General features: G+C 64.4%; 19 protein-coding genes. 12 read left to right on the top strand and 7 right to left on the bottom strand.

Features of this window, described 5'->3' with window-relative positions; translation table 11 throughout:
• Window positions 1-2 precede the first annotated feature (2 nt).
• The 3 genes from AC2ETI_RS00400 to AC2ETI_RS00390 are packed head-to-tail and all read left to right on the top strand — an operon-like array spanning window position 3 to window position 7,119.
• Window positions 3-1,508 carry a TIGR02677 family protein gene (locus AC2ETI_RS00400; protein ID WP_019748531.1) on the top strand — a complete coding sequence of 502 codons (1,506 nt, stop codon included), beginning with the start codon at window positions 3-5 and terminating at the stop codon, window positions 1,506-1,508.
• The gene (locus AC2ETI_RS00395) at window positions 1,505-2,947 is read left to right on the top strand and encodes a TIGR02678 family protein (protein ID WP_256064438.1); all 1,443 of its coding nucleotides are present in this window, start codon (window positions 1,505-1,507) and stop codon (window positions 2,945-2,947) included. The genes AC2ETI_RS00400 and AC2ETI_RS00395 overlap by 4 nt, the downstream gene beginning before the upstream one ends.
• Entirely contained in the window at window positions 2,944-7,119 is a 4,176-nt protein-coding gene (locus AC2ETI_RS00390) for a TIGR02680 family protein (protein WP_256064437.1), read from the top strand. Before AC2ETI_RS00395 ends, AC2ETI_RS00390 begins: the two co-directional genes overlap by 4 nt.
• Window positions 7,120-7,176: 57 nt before the next feature.
• On the opposite strand, the gene mshC is transcribed toward AC2ETI_RS00390, so the two are convergent.
• Window positions 7,177-8,418 (bottom strand): cysteine--1-D-myo-inosityl 2-amino-2-deoxy-alpha-D-glucopyranoside ligase, encoded by a 1,242-nt coding sequence (mshC, locus tag AC2ETI_RS00385; RefSeq protein WP_020969678.1) that lies wholly within the window; start codon window positions 8,416-8,418, stop codon window positions 7,177-7,179.
• Between the two features lie 10 nt (window positions 8,419-8,428).
• Window positions 8,429-10,618: an MMPL family transporter gene (locus AC2ETI_RS00380; RefSeq protein WP_244891364.1), complete on the bottom strand. Its 2,190-nt coding sequence runs from the start codon at window positions 10,616-10,618 to the stop codon at window positions 8,429-8,431.
• 30 nt (window positions 10,619-10,648) lie between these two features.
• Between AC2ETI_RS00380 and AC2ETI_RS00375 the strand changes: the two genes are divergently transcribed.
• On the top strand, window positions 10,649-11,110 hold the full coding sequence (locus tag AC2ETI_RS00375) for a MarR family winged helix-turn-helix transcriptional regulator (protein WP_021344341.1): 462 nt from the start codon (window positions 10,649-10,651) through the stop codon (window positions 11,108-11,110).
• On the opposite strand, the gene AC2ETI_RS00370 is transcribed toward AC2ETI_RS00375, so the two are convergent.
• The 4 genes from AC2ETI_RS00370 to AC2ETI_RS00355 are packed head-to-tail and all read right to left on the bottom strand — an operon-like array spanning window position 11,107 to window position 14,172.
• The gene (locus AC2ETI_RS00370; protein WP_003946172.1) at window positions 11,107-11,913 is read right to left on the bottom strand and encodes an SCO1664 family protein; all 807 of its coding nucleotides are present in this window, start codon (window positions 11,911-11,913) and stop codon (window positions 11,107-11,109) included. The genes AC2ETI_RS00375 and AC2ETI_RS00370 overlap by 4 nt on opposite strands.
• Before the next feature lie 4 nt (window positions 11,914-11,917).
• On the bottom strand, window positions 11,918-12,517 hold the full coding sequence (locus AC2ETI_RS00365; RefSeq protein WP_019748537.1) for a DUF3090 domain-containing protein: 600 nt from the start codon (window positions 12,515-12,517) through the stop codon (window positions 11,918-11,920).
• Between the two features lie 55 nt (window positions 12,518-12,572).
• Entirely contained in the window at window positions 12,573-13,268 is a 696-nt protein-coding gene (locus AC2ETI_RS00360) for a histidine phosphatase family protein (RefSeq protein ID WP_019748538.1), read from the bottom strand.
• A 58-nt stretch (window positions 13,269-13,326) separates the two neighbouring features.
• Window positions 13,327-14,172 carry an undecaprenyl-diphosphate phosphatase gene (locus AC2ETI_RS00355; protein ID WP_019748539.1) on the bottom strand — a complete coding sequence of 282 codons (846 nt, stop codon included), beginning with the start codon at window positions 14,170-14,172 and terminating at the stop codon, window positions 13,327-13,329.
• A gap of 228 nt (window positions 14,173-14,400) precedes the next feature.
• On the opposite strand from AC2ETI_RS00355, the gene AC2ETI_RS00350 reads away from it, so the two are divergent.
• The 5 genes from AC2ETI_RS00350 to AC2ETI_RS00330 all read left to right on the top strand — a co-directional run bounded on the left by AC2ETI_RS00350 (window position 14,401) and on the right by AC2ETI_RS00330 (window position 19,140).
• A complete protein-coding gene (locus AC2ETI_RS00350) occupies window positions 14,401-15,336 on the top strand; it encodes an aldo/keto reductase (RefSeq protein ID WP_003946175.1) in 936 nt (311 codons plus the stop codon).
• A gap of 92 nt (window positions 15,337-15,428) precedes the next feature.
• Window positions 15,429-16,115 carry a biliverdin-producing heme oxygenase gene (locus AC2ETI_RS00345; RefSeq protein ID WP_003946162.1) on the top strand — a complete coding sequence of 229 codons (687 nt, stop codon included), beginning with the start codon at window positions 15,429-15,431 and terminating at the stop codon, window positions 16,113-16,115.
• Window positions 16,112-17,119: a heme/hemin ABC transporter substrate-binding protein gene (locus tag AC2ETI_RS00340; protein ID WP_019748542.1), complete on the top strand. Its 1,008-nt coding sequence runs from the start codon at window positions 16,112-16,114 to the stop codon at window positions 17,117-17,119. The genes AC2ETI_RS00345 and AC2ETI_RS00340 overlap by 4 nt, the downstream gene beginning before the upstream one ends.
• Window positions 17,120-17,182: 63 nt before the next feature.
• The gene (locus AC2ETI_RS00335; RefSeq protein ID WP_019748543.1) at window positions 17,183-18,280 is read left to right on the top strand and encodes a FecCD family ABC transporter permease; all 1,098 of its coding nucleotides are present in this window, start codon (window positions 17,183-17,185) and stop codon (window positions 18,278-18,280) included.
• Window positions 18,277-19,140: a heme ABC transporter ATP-binding protein gene (locus tag AC2ETI_RS00330; protein WP_446695909.1), complete on the top strand. Its 864-nt coding sequence runs from the start codon at window positions 18,277-18,279 to the stop codon at window positions 19,138-19,140. Before AC2ETI_RS00335 ends, AC2ETI_RS00330 begins: the two co-directional genes overlap by 4 nt.
• Here the strand turns inward: AC2ETI_RS00330 and AC2ETI_RS00325 are convergent.
• Complete coding sequence (locus AC2ETI_RS00325; RefSeq protein ID WP_483633437.1) at window positions 19,121-19,543, bottom strand: hypothetical protein; 423 nt, start codon at window positions 19,541-19,543, stop codon at window positions 19,121-19,123. The genes AC2ETI_RS00330 and AC2ETI_RS00325 overlap by 20 nt on opposite strands.
• A gap of 183 nt (window positions 19,544-19,726) precedes the next feature.
• Here AC2ETI_RS00325 and AC2ETI_RS00320 point away from each other — a divergent pair, with 183 nt between their 5' ends.
• The 3 genes from AC2ETI_RS00320 to AC2ETI_RS00310 all read left to right on the top strand — a co-directional run bounded on the left by AC2ETI_RS00320 (window position 19,727) and on the right by AC2ETI_RS00310 (window position 22,146).
• The gene (locus AC2ETI_RS00320) at window positions 19,727-20,752 is read left to right on the top strand and encodes an NHL repeat-containing protein (protein WP_019748546.1); all 1,026 of its coding nucleotides are present in this window, start codon (window positions 19,727-19,729) and stop codon (window positions 20,750-20,752) included.
• Window positions 20,752-21,000: a DUF5703 family protein gene (locus AC2ETI_RS00315; protein ID WP_003946171.1), complete on the top strand. Its 249-nt coding sequence runs from the start codon at window positions 20,752-20,754 to the stop codon at window positions 20,998-21,000. The genes AC2ETI_RS00320 and AC2ETI_RS00315 overlap by 1 nt, the downstream gene beginning before the upstream one ends.
• A 75-nt stretch (window positions 21,001-21,075) precedes the next feature.
• Window positions 21,076-22,146, top strand: a complete 1,071-nt coding sequence (locus tag AC2ETI_RS00310; protein WP_046378589.1) for a quinone-dependent dihydroorotate dehydrogenase — start codon at window positions 21,076-21,078, stop codon at window positions 22,144-22,146.
• Window positions 22,147-22,163 lie beyond the last annotated feature (17 nt).

The raw sequence follows: 22,163 nt of genomic DNA, 5'->3' as shown, positions 1-22,163 counted from the left end.
TCATGGTGGAAGAAACGAGTGCGCCCGATTACGCCGCGTACGCCGACACCAATCGACTGAAGCTGTTTTCGTTCACGATCGCGGAAAAACGGGCCGAGTACCTCTGGGTACTTCGTGCCTTCGACCATGCTCGCGCCAACTACACCGTCCTGCTGCATGCCGGAGCCGTCGCGCAAATCCTCGAGAAGATCGGTGGATCAGATCCGGCGGCCGATCTGTCGGCAGCAGAGGTCACTCCCCTGTTGGATCAGCTCCATGTGTGGGAGATCCTCGAGCGCAGCTACGACGGCACCCGCGCGGCCACGCTGGCCGAGTACCGCAATCGCCACTTCGTCTACCAGTTCGGTCAGGCCGGATACCAGGTCTATCGATCAGTCGAGGACGTTCTCGCCGCACGCCTGGACTCGGCCTCGCTCTCGCGTCTCGCTCTGCCGGACCTGCTCGCAGACATGTCCGAACTCGCCGAGGCCAACCGAAGCTCCGACGGCGATCTGATCTTCCGCAAGCTCAAGCGCCTCGACTCGACACTCTCCGACATGGCCGATCGAGCCGCGCACTTCTATCTGACCCTCGGCGACCTCGTACGGACCACGGAGATCACTCCGCAGGCTTTCCTCACGCACAAGGACGCTCTGCTCACGCACATGCGGGAGTTCAGCTCCGATCTGGCGCGCTACGCCCCCAAGCTCAAGGAAGCGATCGAGCACGTCGAATCCACCGGGGTCGATCGCATGATCCGCCTCGCCGCCGCCAGTGACGAACGGGTGTTCGTCCCGATCACCGAACGCGAAGACGACTGGGCTGCGCGTTGGCGAGGATTGACCGCCTGGTTCGTCTCCGCGGAATCGGGGATCAGCGAGTCCGAGCGTCTACGTGAGGGCACGATGAGCGCGATCGCCGCGGTTCTGGCGCTCCTTCGCCGCGTCACGGAAACCCGTCGCGGCGGCGTCAGCCGCGAGAGCCAGCTCCGGCACCTCGCCGGCTGGTTCGCCGCCACGCCGTCCGAAGACGCAGCTCATGCTCTGTTCCAGGCAGTGTTCGACCTCGGCCGTCCACGCCACCTCTCGATGGTGCATCCGGACGCCGACATCATTTCTCACTCACGCTCGTGGTGGGAGGCACCGCCGGTCGAGATCGCGCGAACACTCGCCGAAACCGGCCGCCCGCCCTCACCAGGATTGCCGAGCAAGGTCGCCCGCAACGACGGCAGCATCCGCCGTCTGCGCGAAGAGCAATTGGCGGCGCAACGTACGCGCAGCGCCGCGGCGCAATCACTCGCGTCGAACGGCGTCTATCAGCGTGAACTCAACGAGCAGGAGACCGAAGTTTTGCTGAGTCTGCTCAATGCAGCACTGACCGCGCGTGTTCCGGTGGTGGGACGCGTCAAGAGTTCCACCGGTAGTGAGAACGGGGTGAAGCTGACGCTCAGTCCCTCGGACGGTTCGACCACCATCAAGACCGCCCGCGGGCGTATGCACCTCGACGGCATCGAGGTCAGTGTTCGATGAGAGCTCGCGAGATCACGCCCCTTGCCCTCGACTCGTATCAACGCGCGGCACGAGTGATCCTGTCCAACCACCTGATCACCTCGACGTACCCGGATCGAATTGCGTTGCCGCTCTTGCGCCGTTGGGCCACCGAGCTGCGTGACGACCTACTCGAACTGTTCGGCTACCGCCTCGAGGTGACGGAGACCACCGCGCGCCTGTTCACGGTGTCGGATCGACTCAACCCGTCGGCACCGGCCCGAACTGCCTCCGAGCGAACCTTCGATCGCACGCGTTACGCCTACCTGGCACTGTGCCTGGCCGCGTTGGGCCGCGCCGGGAACCAGATCACGTTGTCGGAGTTGGCCGATCACGTCGCGGCCGACGCTGCACAAGTCGACGGCGTCGAACTCTCCACCGATCGTGCGTCGGACCGCGACGCCTTCGTCGACGCAGTGGGCTGGCTCGGCGTCAGAGGCGCCATCGCACTCGCCGACGGTGACGCAAACGGCTGGGCGTCCAATCCCGAAGCGGGAGAAGCGCTCTACGACATCGACCGTTCCGTCGTCGTAGCCCTGTTCCGTCCGCCGCGCGCACTGCAGCACCTGCACTCCATCCGCGGACTCCTGGCCACGGAGACCTCGAGCGCTGCCGAGGACGACGGAATTCCTGTGGACGCGAAAGAGATCGGACGCCGAGTGCGTCGGGCTCTGGTCGAGCGGCCGGTCGTACTGGCGGGTGAACTCGATCAGCACGAATTGATCGCGTTGGCGCAGCCCAAGACCGCGTCGGAAGTCGAACTCCTGACGGGGTTGGTGGCCGAGCGTCGCGCCGAGGGAATCGCGATGATCGATCCCACCGGTCGCCTCTCCGACGTCCGCTTCCCGAGCACCGGAACGATCGCCCAGGTAGCGCTACTCCTCGCCGGCGAGATTGCCGACCGCGTGCTCGACGTCGACGCTCCGGAGCTGCCGAAACTTCCGATCCCGCACGTGTCGGACGATCACCTGATCGAACAACTCGATGCCGCCATCCCCGAGGCCGGGATCTTCGAGGACCTCGCCGACGAGGACGACGACTTCGTGGTGCCTGCCGGCGAACCGGCCGAGCCCCCGGAGCCCGTCACGTACCCGATGATCGACGACGACTGGCTCGCCGACAAGGTCACCGAGTTGGTGGACCAGTTCGGTCGCACGTTTGCAGCGCAATGGCAGGCCGATCACAACGGGCTGCGCAAGCAGGCGCTCGGGTTGCTGCAACGTCTGCGCCTGACGCGTGCGGTCGACGGCGGCGTACTGGTGTTGCCCGTCCTGGCCCGGTACCGCGACGTCGTGGTCTCCGTACGCGAACGCGACCCTCAGATCGACTTCGCGGTAGACAATTCCGCACCGGATCCGGTCGACGAATTCGGCCCCGAATCTTCCACCAACGGCGAACTATCAGAGGTAGAGAACGTATGAGCAACGCCCGCTTCCGACCTACTCGGGCTGGAATCATCAACCTCTGGGATTACCGAGACCAGGAGTTCTCGTTCGCCGACGGTCGACTGGTCCTACGAGGGCCAAACGGATCCGGTAAGACCAAGGCCCTCGAGGTCTTGTTCCCGTTCGTTTTCGACGGCCGCATCGAACCGCGGCGCCTCAACCCCTTCGCCGGTGAAGAGCGCACGATGAAGTCCAACCTGCTCTACCGGGGCCAGGACAGCGCGCACTCCTACGTGTGGATGGAGTTCTGCCGCGGCTCCCTCGAAGATCCCGAGTCGGTGACCGTGGGCATCGGCATGCGGGCAACCCGCACCAACGACAAGGTCACCCGCTGGTACTTCGTCGCCGACGGCCGCGTCGGAGTCGACTTCTCGCTGATCGGCAACGACGATCGTCCTCTCACCAAGAAGCAGTTGGCCGAACAACTCGGCAGCGATTCCATCACCGACCGTCCCCTCGACTACCGCACCGCGATCGACGCGCGGATGTTCGGTCTCGGAGTGCAGCGCTACGACCAGCTGATCAATCTCATTCTCACGCTTCGCCGTCCCCAGCTCGCGAAGAACCTAGATCCGAAGGGCCTTTCGCAAGCGCTCACCGACGGCCTCCGTCCACTCGACGACCAACTCGTCCTCGAAGCTGCACGTTCGTTCAGCGATATGGAAGAGGTCGGCCGCGCGCTCGAGGGGCTCGCAGCCGCCGATCAGGCAGCGCAGAGTTTCATCGGCGTCTACACCAAGTACCTGCGTCAGCAGTCGCGCGGAGAGATCGAACAGGTCAGCACCCGCCTCGCAGCAGTCACCAGAGGCGTTGCCGCCATGGACGAGTCGTCGCTCGCCCAGACCCGCAGCCGTGAAGCCCGGGCAACAGCCGAGGATCGCTTCAACCAGGCCGAGCAGGCACTCGAGAACGCGCGCGCCAATGTCGAGGCGTTGCAACGCTCGAGCGCCTACGAAGGCAAACAGCAACTCGACGATCTCGCTCAGGCCGTCTCGACGCTCAAGCTCTCGACCGAGCAACAGGCAGACAAGTCGAGGAAGGCGCAGGCTGCACTCGCGCAACGCGGCGACGAAGCCGACAAGGCTGCATCGTCGGTCAAGCGTGCAGCCGAGGCACTCTCACGTGCCGAGGACGAACTGCAGGCAGCCGCCGAGGACGCCGGCATCGTCTGGACTCCCCTGCCCGACGGCTCACGCAGCGACCAGATCACCGCAGCAGTGCGTGGCCATGCAGAGGAGCGTGACGGCGACGTACGCGTCGTCCGCACTGCGCTCGCGACCGTCGAGAAGGCCGCTACCGAACGAACCCGGGCCGAAAACAGCTCGCGCCGTGGACAAGAGCTGCTCGAAGCGTCCAAGGCCGCTGTGCTCGAGGGCGAAGCTGCCGTGGAACTCGCACGCAGTCAGTGCGCCAGTGGGCTGCGCGCGTGGTGGACCGATCACTCTTCGTTGTTCTCAGCTGTCGGCGCAGACACGTCGCTGTTCGAGGCTCTCGACGCGGCGCTCGCCGAAGTCGGCGACGAGGACGCTCCGGCGCTGTCCGCAGTTCTCACCGAGCACACCGAGGCAGGCACCGAGACGCTGCGCGAGCGACGTCGTGAGGCCGAAGCTGAAATATCTGCATCACACGCCTCCATCGCAGCTCTGAAATCCGAGCGCAAGGCCGTCTCGGCGGAACACGACGACGCTCCGCCGGCCTTCCACGCACGCACCGACAACCGCAGCGATCTGGGTGGGGCACCGCTGTGGCAGCTGGTGCGCTTCGCCGATTCCGTCGAACCAGACGTGGCCACGGGAATCGAATCCGCACTCCAGGCGGCAAATCTGCTGGACGGCTGGGTCTGCCCCGACGAAACGATTCCCGATCACGTCAGTGAGCAGTTCCTGACCGCTCTGCCGGTCAAGCAGCGCCCGAAGGGACGAACGCTGGCCGACGTCCTCGAGGTCGAAGGCAATGCCGACGTACCCGACGCTCGGGTACAGGACATTCTCGCGTCGATCAGTCTCGTCGAGGCACCGGGCGACTCCGATGCAAGCGTCGCGATCGGCGTCGACGGCCGCTTCTGGCAAGGTGTCGCGCGTGGCCGGCACGTCAAGGCCGACGCCGAGTACATCGGCACGACAGCGCGGGCGCGTCGACGCGAAGCTCGGATCACCGAGATCGACGCGGCTCTGGAAGAACTTGCCGCGGCAGTCGATGCAGCCAAGGCACTGGTGACGCAGACCAACGAGCAGCTGAGCCGAATCAACTCTGCGGCAAAGGAATTGCCGAAGACAGGATCGATCCTCCGCGCACTCAAAACCGTCACCGAATCCGCCGGTGCACTCCGCACTCGCTCGGAGGCCACGGAAACGGCACAACGCGAACTCGATGCGGCGATCGCCGATCTCGCGGCGAAGGAAAAGCAACTCCGGGCGACGGCGTCGCAGCACCGGACCCCGCATATCGGCCGTGAACTCGACTCCCTCGCGGCGGCGATCCGTCATTTCGAGAAGCAGGGCGAACTGGCGCTGCGCTGCCGACGCGAGCATGCCAAGGAAGTCGAACTCGAACGCGAGTCTCGCGACCGTCTCGACGAATCACGCGCCAATGCGGAGGAATTCGCCGAGGAAGCCGCCATCGCCGAGGAGAGTCTGCTTCAGCAGGTCCAGCGCCTCGAGACACTGCGCGACACCCTCGGGGCCAGCGCCGAGCAGATCGACCTCGACCTGGCAAAAGCCCGCGCGAAGATCGAAGAATGCAAGGTCGAACAGCGTGCTGCGCGAAAGGCGTACGACGCTGCCGTCCTCCAGATCGGCACGGCAGAGGGTGCGTACAACACCGCCGTCGAGACGCTTCGGCACACCCTGACCGAAACCCGCAGTGATGCGGAGCGACTCGCACCCTATGCGCGCCCGGACCTTCTCGAGTTGTTGGGCGTCAAGGAACATCTGAGCTGGCCGGCAAGTTCAGCGGCGTGGATGAGCCCCGATCAGTTGGTCTACCGCATCCAGAACGAAGATCGCAGCGAGGACGCGGCCCACCCGCCCGTCCTCCCCGAAGACGTCGACAAGTTGTACCGAGCGCTCGAGGCTGCGACCTCGGCGGTGCGTGTCACCGACGGTGCCCGCAAGGCAACCCGCACGGCACTGACCTCGGCGTTGCAGGACTTCGACGCCCAACTCGCAGCGGCCGGACAGGACTACCGCCTGCAATGGGATGCACCGGACGGACTGACCGTCGTACGAGTGCAGGACGATCAGGGCTATTCGTCGATCGGTGAATTCGCAACGCGGATCCACGATGCTCGCGGCGATCAGGAGCAGTTGCTCACCGAATCCGAGCGTCGCATTCTCGAAGATGCCCTGCTGACCGGATTGGCTCAGCAGATCCACGAGCGCACGGTCGATGCACGCGTGTTGATCGCACAGATGGGCACGGAGATGCGTGAGCGTCGGATGTCCTCGGGCAACACCATCGGCGTTCACTGGGTGCTCGCCGACAACCTCGACGACAGCTCGCGGGCGATCTCCAAGCTGCTGGATCGAGACGCGTCGGCCCTCGGCGTCGATGAACTAGCTACTCTGCGAGCTCATTTCGCGACCCAGATCCGTACCGCCCGCGCGGCGCACCCCGAACGCTCGTACCCGGAAATCCTGTCCTCGGCGCTCGACTACAGGCAGTGGCGCGTGTTCTCGTTCACCCTCATCAGCGGTGAGGGCAAGGAAGACCGCCTTACCGTCGCGCGGCACAGCGCGCTGTCCGGTGGCGAGCAGTCGGTTTCGCTGCACCTTCCTTTGTTCGCCGCGGCGCACGTCATGCTGGACTCGGCCGACCCGCACGCCCCGCGTCTGCTGGCACTGGACGAGGCCTTCGCCGGTGTCGACGACAACGGACGCAGCGAGCTGCTCGGCTTGAGCGTTCAGTTCGACCTGGATCTCTTCATGACCGGCTACGACCTGTGGATCACGTACGCAGACGTCCCCGGCTGTGCGCACTACGACCTCGCGCACTCCACGGCCGAACAAGCTGTCAGCGCCGCGCTGCTGGTGTGGTCGAACGGTGAGCTGCTCGCCGAGCACGACGGAACGGATCTGGCGCGGGCATTGGGCTCGCCGCTACGGCGCCGGGTGCCGACACCAGCCGAAGGTGCGTTGGACTACGCCTAGAAACCACTGTGCGCCTTTATTAACCGCCCGGGGTTAATAAAGGCGCACAGCAGGGATTCAGCGAAGCGAAATACCCAGCAGAGCGTCTACGGCATCGGCGAACTCGCCGGGTGCCTGCGTGTCGGATCCGCCGCCCTCGATGGCGCGGCGTGCCCAACCGTCGAGCGCGTCGAGCGCCTTCGGAGTGTCGAGATCGTCGGCCAAATGCTGACGCAAACGCGCAACAGTGTCGGTGGCTGACGGCGCGGAATCGAGAGCCGCTGCCTCGCGCCATACCTTCAGACGCGACTGAGCATCCTCGAGGACCTGATCGGTCCACGCGCGATCCTGGCGGTAGTGGCCGGAGAGCAATCCGAGACGAATTGCTGCGGGATCGACCCCTTCACCGCGCAGTTTCGAGACGAAGACGAGGTTTCCGCGACTCTTCGACATCTTCTCGCCGTCGAGGCCGATCATGCCGGTGTGCACGTAGTGCCGCGCAAAACGGCGATCACCCGTTGCAGATTCGGCATGTGCTGCCGAGAACTCGTGGTGCGGGAAGATCAGGTCGCTGCCACCGCCCTGGACGTCGAAGCCGGAGCCGATGCGGTTGAGCGCAATGGCCGCGCACTCGATGTGCCAACCGGGGCGCCCCGGCCCGAAGGGTGAGGGCCACGAAGGCTCGCCCGGACGCTCCGCCCGCCAGACGAGAGCGTCGAGCGGATTGCGCTTTCCGACGCGATCGGGATCTCCGCCGCGTTCGGCAAAGAACTTCTCCATCGTCGCGCGGTCGTAGCCCGACTCGTAGCCGAACTGCTCGGTCGCGTCGGCGCGGAAGTAGACGTCGGGGAACTCCGCGTCGTCGACGATGTACGCGGCGCCGGACGCCACGAATTTCTCCACCAACTCGACTACTTCGTTCACCGATTCGACGGCCCCGATGTAGTCCTTCGGCGGAAGCACGCGCAGCGCTTCCATGTCCTCCCGGAAGAGCGCGGTCTCACGCATGCCGAGGACGATCCAGTCCTCGCCGTCGCGATTGGCCCGCTCGAACAGCGGGTCGTCCACGTCGGTCACGTTCTGGACGTAATGGACGTCGTGTCCGGCGTCGCGCCAGATGCGGTTCACGAGGTCGAACGTGAGGTAGGTGGCGGCGTGACCGAGGTGGGTGGCGTCGTACGGGGTGATGCCGCAGACGTACATCGTCGCTTTCTTGCCCGGGGTGACGGGGCGAACCTGACGGTCGGCTGTGTCGTACAGCCGCAACGGCGGCCCCTGACCGGGAACGGACGGGAGTGCGGTATCGGACCAAGACTGCATGCTGCCGAGCCTAGTGGAGACTGCTCTGAGGCTGGGAAGGTGCTGGCTGATCCTGCTCCGGTTCGGGCGTCGACGCGAGCTTGCTCGGCCACCAGATCTTCTGACCGATGTCGTAGGTCAGGGCCGGGACCAGCAAGGATCGGACGATCAGAGCGTCGAGCAGGACACCGAACGCCACGATGAACGCGATCTGCGCGAGGAACAACAGCGGGATCACCGCCAACGCCGAGAAGGTTGCTGCCAGAACAACTCCGGCAGACGTGATCACCCCGCCGGTCACGGTGAGTCCCCGCAGCGCACCCGCCCGAGTGCCGATCTTCAGCGCTTCCTCACGCACCCTCGTCATGAGGAAGATGTTGTAGTCGATTCCCAGAGCCACCAGGAACACGAACGCAAACAGCGGGACCACCGGATCCGCGCCGGGGAACCCGAAGACGTGGTCGAACACCAGCGACGAAATGCCCAGTGTCGCAGCAAACGAGAGCACAACGGTGCCCATGAGAAGCAGCGGTGCGAGAAGCGAACGCAGCAACAGGGAGAGAATCACGAACACCACGATGATCACCACGGGAATGATGAGTGTCCGGTCCCGTGTCGAGGTGGTCTTCGTGTCGAGGTCGGTCGCAGTGACGCCACCGACCAACGCGTCGGCGCCGTCCACGGAGTGAACTGCATCACGTAGTCGCACGATGGTGTCTTCGGCCTCGAGTGAGTCGGCAGCGTCAGTCAACGTCGCCTGCAGTGAGACTCGTCCGTCGACAACCAGAGGGACTCCCCCGTTCTGTACGACGCTTACGTCGCTGACGCCCTCCACGCGACTGGCTGCCGCGACGGCGTCCACCTGATCCGCATTCGCGATGACCACGGCCGGGGAACCCGAACCCGCGTCGAAGTGCTCGCCGAGAATCTCCTGGCCTGCAACCGAATCGACGTCGAGCAAGAAGATGTCGGACGAAGAGACACCGCTGGCTTTGAACTGCGGCATCATCAGCGCGAAGATCACAAGCACCAGCGTCGACGCCACCCAGAAGCGGCGCGGGTGCCGTCCGATTCGAGCAGCGAGCCCGGCCCAGAACCGGTGATCGTTCGCCTCGTCGTGGTGCTCGCGGTCGGCGTCGAACTTCGGCTTGGTCGGCCAGTACGCAGTCCGCCCGAACAGAACGAGGACAGCGGGTAGGAACGTCATCGATGCGAGGAAGGACGCGGCGATACCGATGGCGGCCACCGGACCGAGTCCGCGGTTCGAGTTCAGGTCGGAGAGCAACAGGCACAGAACGCCCGCGATGACCGTTCCGGCAGACGCCGCGACAGGTTCGAGCGTCGCGCGCCACGCAGTCCGCATTGCTGCGTACTTGTCCTTCTCGATCCGCAATTCTTCCCGGTAGCGAGAGACCAGAAGCAGCGCGTAGTCGGTGGCGGCACCGAACACGAGGATGAACAGGATGCCCTGGCTCTGACCGTTCAGTGCGATGACGTCCGCGTCGGCGAGCAGATACACGAGCAAGCTCGACAATCCGAGTGCGAAGATCGCCGAAAAGATCACCACGAACGGCAGGATCGGACTCCGGTAGACGATGATCAGGATCAGGATCACGACGGATCCGGCTACCAACAACAGCAGTCCGTCGATACCGGCGAATGCTGCCGACAGATCCGCAACCTGCCCAGCAGGGCCGGTGACCTTGACTGTCAGTCCGTCAGGGCTCGACTCCAGCGCCGCGCGCAGCGCTTTCACGCTGTCCTTGACCTCGAGGGTGCTGTCGACCGGCAGGAACATCTGCAACGCCTGGCCGTCGGCCGACGGGATCGGCGGCGATGACGCGTCACCGAATCCCTCGGTACCGACAAACGAATCGACGGTCTGGGACAGGAAGGTGGAGTCGGTGGGCTCGAGGCCACCTGGTCGTTCCGCCACGACGATGGCCGGCACGAAGCGGGTGTCCGTGAAGCTCTCTTGAAGCTTTGCCACTTCGGTGGCTTCGGCCGACGCCGGCAGGAACGACGTGTTGTCGTTCTGCTGCACCGTGCTGAGCTTTCCGGCGAACGGGCCGCCGAATCCTCCGATTGCCAGCCAGCCGATGACGAGGAGAGCTGGCACAATCCATCGAAGGCGACGAACAGGACGATTTTGTACTGGTGTGCTCACTGGGTCTCCAGGGATCGGCAGCAGAGAGGACTTGCCGACTATTTTGTTCAGCATGCTGAGTAATTGCAAACGGAAGGCAAAAACATGAGCAGCGACGGCCTGGACGACTGGCCAACCGGCCGGCTGTTGTCCACCGCTGCGCGCCTGGTAGAGCACTCGTGGGAGAAGGTTCTGCGGTCTCAGGACATGACGCACGCGGGCCTGATCGTGCTCCACTCGATCGCCGGTGGGGCGGCATCTCAACGCGACATCGCGAAGAACGCCCGCGTCACCGATCAGACGATGAGCCGCACGATCGACCGTCTCGAACGAGCGGGTTACGTCACGCGTGACACCGATCCGCGGGACGAGCGTCGGCGCGTGATCGCGATAACCGACGCCGGAAGACTGACGTACGAGCGACTACTGACGCTCGAGAAGGAAGATGCGGCGTTGACCGTCGGCGTCGGGGACGTCGCCGCGCTGCGCGAACAACTACTGCGATTGGTTCGCTCACCCGGATTGAAGACGGCAACTCGCGAACAGCGGGAAACGTCTCGAGACTAGAAAGCCGGCCAGGGAATCGTTCGATGGCCGTTCGGTTCGGGCATCACGGCCGACTCTGCGAACTGCATCGCCCGGACCGCCAAGGCCACGATTTCCTCTTCCGTGATCAGTTCGGACAACTCGTCCCCGAGATCTCCATCGAGCGTTGTCGCGAATTCGGCGACGTCGGCGATCAAGGCACCGGGTACGGGCTGCCCCGCCCACCCCCACAACACGGTCCGTAGCTTGTTCTCCGAATGAAGACAGATTCCGTGATCAACGCCGTACACCGAGCCGTCGACGCCTTCGAGGGCGTGGCCACCTTTGCGGTCGGCGTTGTTGATGAGGACGTCCAGAACGGCCATTCGCTGCAGCCGTGGATCGTCCGCATGGATCAGAGAGACTGGTTCACCCTCCGAGTCGAAGGCCTGCAGGACCTCGAACCACCCTGGTGGAACATTGCCCGGACTGCACAGGTCGACCATCTCGAGTCCGCCGGATCCATCCGCGCGGCGATCGACGGTGTCAATCCAACGCTGCACCATGCCTGGCCCGAAAGGGCCGTCCCGCAACACTGTTCGCGGAATCACTCCCCAGCCCAGCGCCTCGGACACGCGGTACGACGCAACCTCACGCCCGGCCAGAGTGCCGTCCGGGAAATCCCACAGTGGGCGTTCACCCCGCACCGGTTTGTAGACCACACGGGTGGACTGCTCCCCCAGAGTCGACTCGCACACCAGCGTGGCGTTGCTTGCCGTGGTGATCTGGCCGATCAGGGTCAGATCACCCTCGAGCAGAACGTCCGGCACACCAGGTTCGGACACGACGTCAGACCTCGTCGTCGTCTGCGTCGTCGATCGCAAAACCGAAGGACTCGCCGCGCCGGTATCCGTTGGTTCGGATGCACACGTGCCCCTCGGGCGCCAGCGGCTCACCACACAGAGGGCATGGCGCGCGTCCCGCCGCGATGACGCGTTCGGACCGCAGCGAGAATTCGCGCGCTTGCTCCGGGGTCAGGAACACACGGACCGCGTCCGGACCGTCGTCGGCGTCGTCGAGGACAACCGATTCGTCGAACTCCGTCTCGCTGACGGCAAGCAACTCCACGACGACCGCACCGGCATCGGCGTCCCAACCGAGCCCCATCGTGCCGACCCGGAACTCCGCGTCGAGCGGTGTGACCAGCGGGCTGAGATCGGAGACATCGTCGGCCTGCGGCGGAACCTCGGTTCCGAAGCGTCGATGTACCTCTTCGAGGAGAAGGCCCATGCGATCGGCGAGGACCTGAACCTGCTGCTTCTCGAGCAGCACACTCACCACCCGTGAATCGTGCACGGCTTGGAGATAGAAAGACCTGTCACCGGGCTCGCCCACCGTTCCTGCGACAAATCGGTCAGGAGTGCGAAATACGTGAATCGCGCGCGACATTGCACCTCCTCGAGTTCGAGCAGAACATCACTGAATACCCATTATCCGTCACAGCTCACGCACCGACCTCTCCACCGGGGACGGACTCCTGCGCGGGAGCCGAACCGTTGGTCGCGGTCTTCGCTGCACTGATCGCTGCGAGCACGTCTCCGGTGTCGTTGACTCGAAGAACGAACGGCAGTGTGGCCGTGTAGCGAATCACGCTGACCGAGGCCGGCTCGGCGACGATCCGCTGGAACGAATCGAGGTGCATCGCAAACGCGTCGGCGAGAACCGATTTGATGACGTCACCGTGTGTGCAGGCGATCCAGACGACGTCTTTGCCGTGTTCTTCGGCCAGCCGTGCATCGTGCTCTCGGATCGCGGCAACGGCTCGCGCCTGTACCTGGGCCAGCCCTTCACCGCCGGGAAAGACCGCACCGGAAGCGTGGCGCTGCACCACTTTCCAGAGCGGTTCTTCCAAGAGTTCCTTCAGCGGGCGACCCGTCCAGTCGCCGTAATCGACCTCGATCAGGCGATCCTCGACCACCGGCGTCAGACCACGGTCGACGGCAATGGGGCCGACCGTCTGCTCGCACCGCAACAGCGGCGAGCGGACGATCTCCGCGATGTCCAGACCGACCAGCCGATCGACGACGCCTTCGGCCTGTTTCCGGCCGTGGTCGTCGAGTTCCACACCCGGCGTTCGACCGGCCAGGGTATGGGCAGTGTTGGACGTCGACCGCCCGTGCCGCAGTAGGACAACTGTCATTCCACAACCCTAATGGGGCGGTGGCCGCACGGACGGGTGGTCGACGTCGAAACGGGCTCTATGTCGCGGACACGACCCCTGTGGCCAGCAGCGCAAGGACGACTACGCCGAGAGCGATTCTGTATCCCACGAACCAGTACATGGAGTGATCGACAACAAATCGAAGCAGCCAGGCGATCGCTGCGTAACCGACCGCGAAGGCGATGACGGTTGCCACCAGCAACTGCGGACCGCTCGCGTTCAGACCCTCACCGGCCGGCTCGAAGGCATCCGGGAGGCTGAACAAACCGGAGGCGAGAACCGCCGGGATCGCCAGCAGGAACGAGTAACGAGCTGCGGCCTCACGGGTGAGTCCGAGGAAAAGACCGGCACTGATCGTGCCACCCGAACGTGAGACACCCGGGATGAGCGCTAGCGCCTGAGCCGAACCCATGATGATGCCGTCGCGCGCTGTGAGCGATTCGATCGGGCGCGTCTTGCGTCCGTAGTACTCGGCAGCGGCGATGACGAGCGCGAACACGATCAACATCGTGGCAATCAGCCACAGATTGCGTGCGCCGGTACGGATCTGGTCTTTGAACAGAAACCCGAGGATGCCGACCGGAATGGTACCGATGATGACGTACCAGCCCATCCGGTAATCGAGATCGCCCCGGTGCTCGGCATTGAACACACCCCGGAACCAGGCAGTGATGATCCTCACGATGTCGCGCGCGAAGTAGATCAACACAGCCAGTTCGGTGCCGAGCTGCGTCACCGCGGTGAACGACGCACCGGCGTCACTGCCGAAGAATATCTCCGACACGATTCGCAAATGTCCGGAAGACGAGATGGGCAAGAACTCGGTCAATCCCTGCACGAGGCCCAGGATCACGGCCTGGAGCCAGGTCATCGCTTCGCCCATCACTCACCGATCCCGGCTGATTCGAATGGGGTTACTGCACACAGGTTTCGTGTGTCGGGTTCACGTTTCACCGGCGCCACGCTACCGGGGCCCACGACGCCGCGCCGCGCCCGGCACGTCCGTGTCCGAATACCCCGACTCGAGGCGAGCGCCTACTAGTCTGCACGTGGTGAGATCTCTCGGGTGCCGCACTTGCGCACACGAGTCGGGCGCGAGATGCAGGCGGTTATGAAGCACAGATCTGTCGGAACGAGCGGACTTCGGGTCTCGCGACTTGGGCTCGGCACACTGACATGGGGACGCGACACGGACGGCGACGAGGCTGCGGCGCAGCTGCTCGCCTTCGCCGAGGCCGGCGGAACCTTGGTCGACACCTCGCCCGCATACGGCGCCGGTGCGGCGCAACGGATCCTCGCGGAGTTGCTCGACGACGTCGTTCCACGTGACGAACTCATCATCAGCTCGAGCGCCGGCATCGATCCCACTCCGATCGGCACCGACCGCGTCGACTGCTCGCGGCGCGGATTGCTCCGCCAGCTCGACGCGACTCTTCGTGAACTCGGAACCGACTTCCTCGACATGTGGCAGGTCGCAACCTGGGATCCGCTCACGCCCGTCGACGAGGTTGCAGCAACCCTCGACTACGCGGTCTCGAGCGGCAAGGTGCGGTATGTGGGCGTGCGCGGCTACCTCGGCTGGCAGCTCGCGACGGCCGTCGGAGCCGGTGGCGCAACAACACTCGCCGCGACGCAGGCCGAGTACTCGTTGCTCGCGCGCGGCGTCGAGGAAGAATTGTTCGCAGCGGCGGCCCACCACGGCGTCGGAGTGTTCGCCGCAGTACCCCTGGCGGGCGGTGTTCTGACCGGCAAGTACCGCGACGGCATTCCCGTCGATTCCCGCGGCGCCGACGAAGCACATTCGCAAGATGTACAGAGCTATCTGACCGATTCCTCGATCCGGGTGGTCGACGCCGTCGTTACCGCCGCCGACGGTCTGGGTACTTCCCCACTGGCGGTGGCACTGGCCTGGGCGCGCGATCGCGCCGGGGTGGCCAGCGCCGTCGTCGGCACGCGGGATCTCGCCCAGTTGACAGGAGTACTGGCAACCGAAGAATTGGAACTTCCGAAAGCGATTGCCGCGGCTCTCGACGATGTGAGCGCTTGATCTGTCCCGCTGATCGAAATACCGAAGGTATCGTGTTGGCGAGGGCAGGCTAACCTAGTAGGCAACGCTTGACTACAGCCTCAGGAGAATCAATGACCACGCTCGACGTAGACAGCCTTTCCGCAGACGCAGGCCCCGCCTTCTCCGAACGAATCAAGACCGAGACGGACGCAGCACACCGCGAGACGGAGCAGTCCCGATTCGTAGGCGCGCTTCTCGGCGGTGAGCTGACCACGGCTGGCTACGCCGCTCTTCTGGGACAGACGTACCTCGTCTACACGAGCCTCGAAGAGGCCGGCCGCACACACGCCGACAACGAGTTGGTCGCTCCGTTCCTGTCCGAGGATCTGTTGCGGGTGGCTTCGCTCGAAGCCGATCTCGAGTTCCTCGGCGGACCGAACTGGCGCGACGAACTCGTGGCCTTGCCGGCAACCGAGCGTTACATCGCCCGCCTGAAGGAAGTGGCGTTCGACTGGCCCGCCGGCTTCGTCGCACATCACTACCTGCGATACATGGGTGACCTCTCGGGCGGACAGATCATCCGCCGGATGCTCGAGCGCGCCTACGGATTCGAGACCGACGGACTTCGCTTCTACATCTTCGAAGGCATCCCCAAGCCGAAGCCTTTCAAGGACGACTACCGCTCGAATCTGGATGCGCTGCAGATTCCGGCCGAAGAACAGCAGCGTTTCATCGACGAGGTGAATCTGGCGTACCGCCTCAACGGTGACCTGTTCGCCGACCTCGAAGGCGACATCGAGAGCTACCTCGTCAAATGATGAAGCGCTTGGCCGCGGCGGCACTGGTCGCAGCAGCCGGTTTCGGTCTGGTGGCTTGCGGATCCAGCGACAACTCCACGACATCTCAGGGTGCCAGGACCGCAGTACTCGAAGATTCCAGCCCGGTTCCCGTGTCCGACAACCCGACCGCAACGCTGCCCGTGACGGTGAAGAGCTTCGACGGCGTCGACGTGACCATCACCGACAACAGCCGGATCGTTGCGGCCGACCGCTACGGGACGCTCGCAACGACAACGGTGGCGCTCGGCCTCGGTGACAACCTTGTCGGCCGCGACACCGCCGCCAAGTTCCCCGCGGTCGCGGACGTACCGGTTGTCACGGTCGGCGGCCAATCGCTCAATACCGAAGCCATCCTCGATTTGAATCCCACCGTGGTTCTCACTGACACGAGCATCGGGCCCAAGAGCGTCCAGGATCAGTTGCGCGCCGCCGGTGTTCCCGTGGTGTTCTTCGACCCGACCCGAACCCTCGAAGGTGTGCCGGGGCAGATCCAAGCAGTCGCCGACGCGCTCGGCGTTCCGGCCCAGGGCGCAGCGCTGATCGATCGAACCGAATCGGAGATCGCTGCTGCGCGCGATCTGGTTCCCAACGACGGCGATCCACTGAAGATCGCGTTCCTCTACATGCGCGGATCGGCCATCACCATGATCGGCGGTGAAGGTTCGGGTGCCGATTCCTTGATCGAGGCCCTCGGCGCCACAGATGCGGGTACCGCCTCGGGCATCACACAACAGTTCGTACCCATCACCAGCGAAGCGCTCATCGCCGCAGCGCCTGACGCCCTGCTGATGATGACGGACGGATTGGCATCGATCGGCGGAATCGACGGCCTCGAAAAGGTCCCTGGCATCGCTCAGACGCCGGCCGGAAAGAACAAACGAGTAGTCGACATGGAGGACGGTGTCCTGCTCAGCTTCGGGCCGAACACCGGACGCGTCATGGCGGCACTCGCCGAAGCGATCTACGAGCCCGGTGGATCGTGAGCAAAGATTTGTGAGTGCTGATTCGTGAGTACAGAAACAGGTAGTTCCGAAGCAGGTAAGTCTGTGTCCGCAGCCGAGGATTCACATGACGTCGGGGGCGCCGACAAGTCGGCGTCTGGCCCCGCGTCGCGGTCGCGGGTGAGTGCGGTTCTGGTCAGCTTGACTCTCGCCCTGGTGATCGTCGCAGTGCTGTCGGCGTGCATCGGTCAAGTTCCGACATCGCCTCTCGAGGTTTTGGGCAGCATCCTGCACCGCATCGGGATCGATCTCGGTCCGATGCCCGCCCATCCCAGCGGTGAAGTGACTTTGTGGGAGGTTCGCTTCCCCCGCGTCGTGCTCGCCATCTGTGTCGGCGCGGCGCTGGGATGTTCCGGTGCGCTCCTGCAGGGTGTGTTCTCCAATCCACTCGCGGAGCCCGGGGTGATCGGAGTGTCCGCGGGCGCTGCAGTTGGCGCGAGCGCTGTCATCGTCGTCGGCGGCACGTTCGTGGCCGGCTGGGCCGTTGCTGCGGCGGCGTTCGTCGCCGGGCTGTTCACCACCGCGGCGGTCTACCTGCTTGCGCGCCACGAAGGCCGAACCGAAGTAGTGACATTGGTGCTGACCGGCGTCGCGATCAATGCGTTCGCCGGCGGACTCATCGCGTTCTTCACCTTCGTCGCCAGCCCGTCCGCTCGCGATCAGATCGTGTTCTGGCAACTCGGCTCACTCAACGGAGCGTCGTGGAATGCCGTCATGATCGTGGCGCCGATGACCGTTGTCGGAATTGCCGCGACGGTCATGATCGCTCCGCGTCTGGACCTTCTCGCACTCGGTGAACATGCAGCTCGTCACCTGGGTGTCAACGTCGAACGGCTGCGCCAGTTCGCGGTTCTGATCGTCGCTCTCCTGGTCTCGGCGAGTGTTGCCTTCACCGGCATCATCCTCTTCGTCGGACTGATCGTTCCGCACCTGATGCGCATTCTTGTCGGCCCCGGCCACCGCGCGCTGATTCCGGCGAGCGCCCTTGCCGGCGCACTGGTTCTGCTTGTCGCAGATCTCGGCTCGCGGTCGCTGATCGACAACGCAGACCTGCCCCTCGGAATGCTGACCGCTCTGGTTGGCGGCCCCTTCTTCTTCTGGCTTCTCCGACGAACACGCGCGCAACAGGGCGGGTGGGCATGAGCAGCCTCGTAAGAAACTGGCGCGAACTGTTCGGCCACGTCACCCCCGAACCGGAAAGCCCTGGCGTCGGTGATGTCACCCTCGAAGCGCGCGACATCACCGTCGAACGCGGTGGTCGACACATTCTCGAAGGCGTATCCATCGAAGTCCGGGCAGGCGAGCTCGTCGTCCTCGTCGGACCGAACGGCGCCGGTAAGTCGACTCTTCTTGCGGCGTTGGCCGGTGATCAGCCCGTCATCGCTGGGCGGGTGGTCGTCGAAGGCACTGACCTCACTCAGTGGTCGCCGATCGACATGGCGCGCCGACGCGCGGTGCTCCCCCAGAAACACACCATCGGATTTTCGTTCAGCGCTCGCCAGGTCGTTCGCATGGGACGTGCGCCATGGGCCGGAACGCGCCGAGAAGACCGCGACGGCGCTGCTATCACCGCGGCGATGAAGACCTGCGATGTCGAGGGGTTCGCCAATCGGCCATTCGCCGTGCTGTCCGGTGGCGAGCAGGCGCGGGTCGCTCTTGCCCGGGTACTGGCACAGGAAACGTCGACCATCCTGCTGGACGAGCCGACTGCAGCACTCGATCTCGGACACCAGGAAGCGGTGATGTCCGTGGCGCGCGCTCGCGCTGCGGACGGCGATGCCGTCGTCGTCGTTTTGCACGATCTCGCGTTGGCAGCGGCGTATGCCGACCGAATCGTCGTACTCGAGAATGGACGCATCGCCGCCGACGGTCCCCCGGAATCGGTGCTGCACGAAGAGCTTCTGACCCGCGTCTACGGTTATCCGGTCGAGGTGTTCCCGCATCCGACAACCGGAGCAACGCTGGTTATCCCGCGCCGAGAATTCACCGAACAGAATCGATGATCGATCCCAGCCTGTTCAGGACTGCTCTCACCGTCGGCAGGCTGCGACCCTCGCCCTGACGAACGCCGTCACCGACGTCCGGATGTGACCAATCAGTCTCGGTCGAGAGAACTGCGTCGCGCACCACACCGGCGATGCTTCGCTCGTCGGTCAGATCGATGTCGGTGACCGATCGCTCCGCCGTGGCGACAACGTCCGAAGGGGTCGGCACACTGTGCTCGCAGTATTCGCCGTATACCTCGACGAACAGCACGCTCTTGCGTACGCGGAACGCGAAAGTTCGACCGTCGGACCTGCCGAAACCGTGTGCATGAGCGCCGACGGAGAGGTCCTCGATCTCGAAGCCCGGCCGCGCCGGTTCGGGCGGCTGTGCGCCGGAATCGGTGGGTTCTGTGGGAATCACAATGATCTCCTCGGTGATTGCAGCGTCAACCGCAACCGCTGTTCGTACGGTATCGCGTCAAGGGTGTGAGCGGAATGGTCGGTAGTTCCTCGACGCGATGAACGGCGCCCGACTGCGATCAGGGATGATCGATGACAGTCGCACTGCGTGAAGAACAGATGACAAGAAAAAGAGGAACTACACATGGCTCGCCTAGGGATCCGCACCACTGCAGCAGCAATGGGGGCGGCGGTTCTGCTGGTCACAGGATGTTCTTCCGGAGATGGCGGAGACGACCTCATCACGATCGATCCCGCTACGGCAGCGGTCTCACCGGCCACCACCAGCACCCCGGACGGCGTGGTTCACCCGTATTCAGGTCTGATCGATTCCATCACATTCGACCCGATCACGCGCAGCGCTGTTCTGGTTGCCAACGACCCACGATCGGTGCTGGTCGTTCCTTCGGACAGTTTGGCCGGCGCCGACCCCGCCTCCGCAGGTCGTCCGATAGCTCTGGATTCAGACGTACGCGACGTTTCGATCGGCTCCGACGGTAGCGCTCTGCTGGCGATGGATCGCCAGGTAGTGAAGCTGAATCTGACATCGGGCGAACAGACGTCCATACCGGTCGACGGCCAGGCGAACTCCGCGGTCGAGCTGACCGACGGCCGCATCGCGATCGGCACGGACAATGGTTCAGTTCACATCGTCGACCCGAAGACCGATCAGTCACAGACGGTTTCGGGGTTTGCATCCGTCGACGAACTTGCGGTTACCGGCGACAACCTGAGCGCCCTCGATCACCGTCAGACCTCGCTGACGGCGATCAATCTCGAAGACGGCAAACTCGGCGTCGCTCTTCGCGCCGGTGAGGGCGCAACTCATCTGGCCACCGATCGCTTCGGACGCATCCTTGTCACCGACACCACCGGCAACGAACTGCTCGTCTTCACTGCCGATCCGCTCCTGATGCACCAGCGCTACCCCGTCGGCGAATCGCCTTACGCCGTCGCCTACGACGAGACCGCGGATCGGGTGTGGGTGACACTGACGGCGACCAACGAAGTGGTCGGCTTCGATCTGTCGTCCGGCATCCCCGTGGAGACCGGGCGGTTCAAGACGGTGCGACAGCCGAATTCGTTGGCCGTAGACTCTTCCAACGGCAATCTGATCGTCGGATCGGCAACCGGTGACGGGCTGCAGGTCATCCCGTCACGGGAGAACTGATGGAAAAGCGTACGCGCGGGATCCCCGCGCAGTGGGAGACGTCGGACGACAAGTTCGACTACGTGCCGCTCCGGCTACCGCCGAACGTTTCGCGGGTCACGGCGTCGATGCGCCTGGCGATCTCGGCCGAGTTCGGCGGGTGGGAACTCTCCCGAGTCCGTCTCTACCCCGACGGCAGTCGTCGCGTGCTGCTCAAGCGAAAGAAGACGCCGCTGCACGTGACCGATCCGGACGGCATTCAGCACTGATCGTTCAACAGACGACCAGAACCCGCCGCCATCGAAACCGCTGACAAAATCACACCATCGAAGAGCTGGAGAATCGTGTACCAACTGCTGCTGAGCCTGATGTTCCGGGTCCCACCGGAACGCATCCACCACATTGCCTTCACCGCGATGAAACTGGTGACACGGTTCGCTCCCCTTCGCTGGTTGGTCGCAAAAGTCCTTGTCGTCGACGACCCGGTTCTGCGCAGTCAGGCTTTCGGTCTGACGTTCCCGGCACCTCTCGGCCTGGCCGCAGGATTCGACAAGGACGCCACCGGAGTCGACGCCTGGGGCCCGTTGGGATTCGGTTTCGCCGAGGTCGGAACAGTGACGGCCCAAGCTCAGCCCGGTAACCCCGCGCCGCGTCTCTTCCGACTTCCGGCCGACCGCGCTCTGATCAACCGAATGGGCTTCAACAACCACGGCGCTGGTCACGCGGCGAATTTCCTGCGACAGCGCCGCGTCACGGTGCCGATCGGTGCCAACATCGGCAAGACCAAGATCGTCGAAGCTGCCGACGCCGCTGCCGACTACACCGCCAGCGCACAGCTTCTGGGTCCGCTGGCCGACTTCATGGTCGTGAATGTCAGCTCGCCGAACACACCCGGACTCCGTGATCTGCAGGCCGTCGAATCTCTGCGCCCGATCCTGCAGGCCGTGCTCGACACCGTCAGCGTGCCGGTACTGGTGAAGATCGCGCCCGATCTCTCGGACGAGGACGTCGACGCTGTCGCCGATCTGGCAGTCGAACTCGGGCTTGCCGGAATCGTCGCGACCAACACCACGATCCGCCGCGACGGTTTGAAGACCCCGGATGCCGAGGTAGCTGCACTCGGCGCTGGCGGGCTGTCCGGTGCACCGGTTGCCGACCGCTCGCTCGAGGTGCTCCGGCGCCTGTACGCCCGAGTCGGCGACAAGATGACCATCATCTCGGTCGGCGGCATCGAAACAGCCGACCAGGCGTGGGAGCGCATCCTCGCCGGCGCGACGCTGGTGCAGGGGTACACCGGCTTCATCTACGGCGGACCGTTCTGGGCTCGCAGCATCCACAAGGGCATAGCCAAGCGCGTCCGCGCAGCCGGCTTCTCGTCGATCGCCCAGGCTGTGGGAGCTGAGAACCCTCGCTAGAAACTGCTGTGCGCCTT

It is taken from the genome of Rhodococcus sp. MurmanLake-1, from assembly GCF_056945715.1.
Note: the sequence above shows the minus strand (reverse complement) of the source record. Positions and strands in the feature narration are given on the sequence as shown.

Bases quoted from the DNA above. Each gene is read 5' to 3' on its own strand.
- AC2ETI_RS00350 (WP_003946175.1), top strand. From the start codon at position 14,401: ATGAAGCACAGATCTGTCGGAACGAGCGGACTTCGGGTCTCGCGACTT.
- AC2ETI_RS00320 (WP_019748546.1), top strand. From the start codon at position 19,727: ATGGCTCGCCTAGGGATCCGCACCACTGCAGCAGCAATGGGGGCGGCG.
- AC2ETI_RS00395 (WP_256064438.1), top strand. From the start codon at position 1,505: ATGAGAGCTCGCGAGATCACGCCCCTTGCCCTCGACTCGTATCAACGC.
- AC2ETI_RS00355 (WP_019748539.1), bottom strand. From the start codon at position 14,172: ATGGGCGAAGCGATGACCTGGCTCCAGGCCGTGATCCTGGGCCTCGTG.
- AC2ETI_RS00400 (WP_019748531.1), top strand. From the start codon at position 3: ATGGTGGAAGAAACGAGTGCGCCCGATTACGCCGCGTACGCCGACACC.
- AC2ETI_RS00365 (WP_019748537.1), bottom strand. From the start codon at position 12,517: ATGTCGCGCGCGATTCACGTATTTCGCACTCCTGACCGATTTGTCGCA.
- AC2ETI_RS00315 (WP_003946171.1), top strand. From the start codon at position 20,752: ATGGAAAAGCGTACGCGCGGGATCCCCGCGCAGTGGGAGACGTCGGAC.
- AC2ETI_RS00375 (WP_021344341.1), top strand. From the start codon at position 10,649: ATGAGCAGCGACGGCCTGGACGACTGGCCAACCGGCCGGCTGTTGTCC.
- mshC (WP_020969678.1), bottom strand. From the start codon at position 8,418: ATGCAGTCTTGGTCCGATACCGCACTCCCGTCCGTTCCCGGTCAGGGG.
- AC2ETI_RS00340 (WP_019748542.1), top strand. From the start codon at position 16,112: ATGATGAAGCGCTTGGCCGCGGCGGCACTGGTCGCAGCAGCCGGTTTC.
- AC2ETI_RS00380 (WP_244891364.1), bottom strand. From the start codon at position 10,618: ATGCTGAACAAAATAGTCGGCAAGTCCTCTCTGCTGCCGATCCCTGGA.
- AC2ETI_RS00330 (WP_446695909.1), top strand. From the start codon at position 18,277: ATGAGCAGCCTCGTAAGAAACTGGCGCGAACTGTTCGGCCACGTCACC.
- AC2ETI_RS00345 (WP_003946162.1), top strand. From the start codon at position 15,429: ATGACCACGCTCGACGTAGACAGCCTTTCCGCAGACGCAGGCCCCGCC.
- AC2ETI_RS00390 (WP_256064437.1), top strand. From the start codon at position 2,944: ATGAGCAACGCCCGCTTCCGACCTACTCGGGCTGGAATCATCAACCTC.
- AC2ETI_RS00360 (WP_019748538.1), bottom strand. From the start codon at position 13,268: ATGACAGTTGTCCTACTGCGGCACGGGCGGTCGACGTCCAACACTGCC.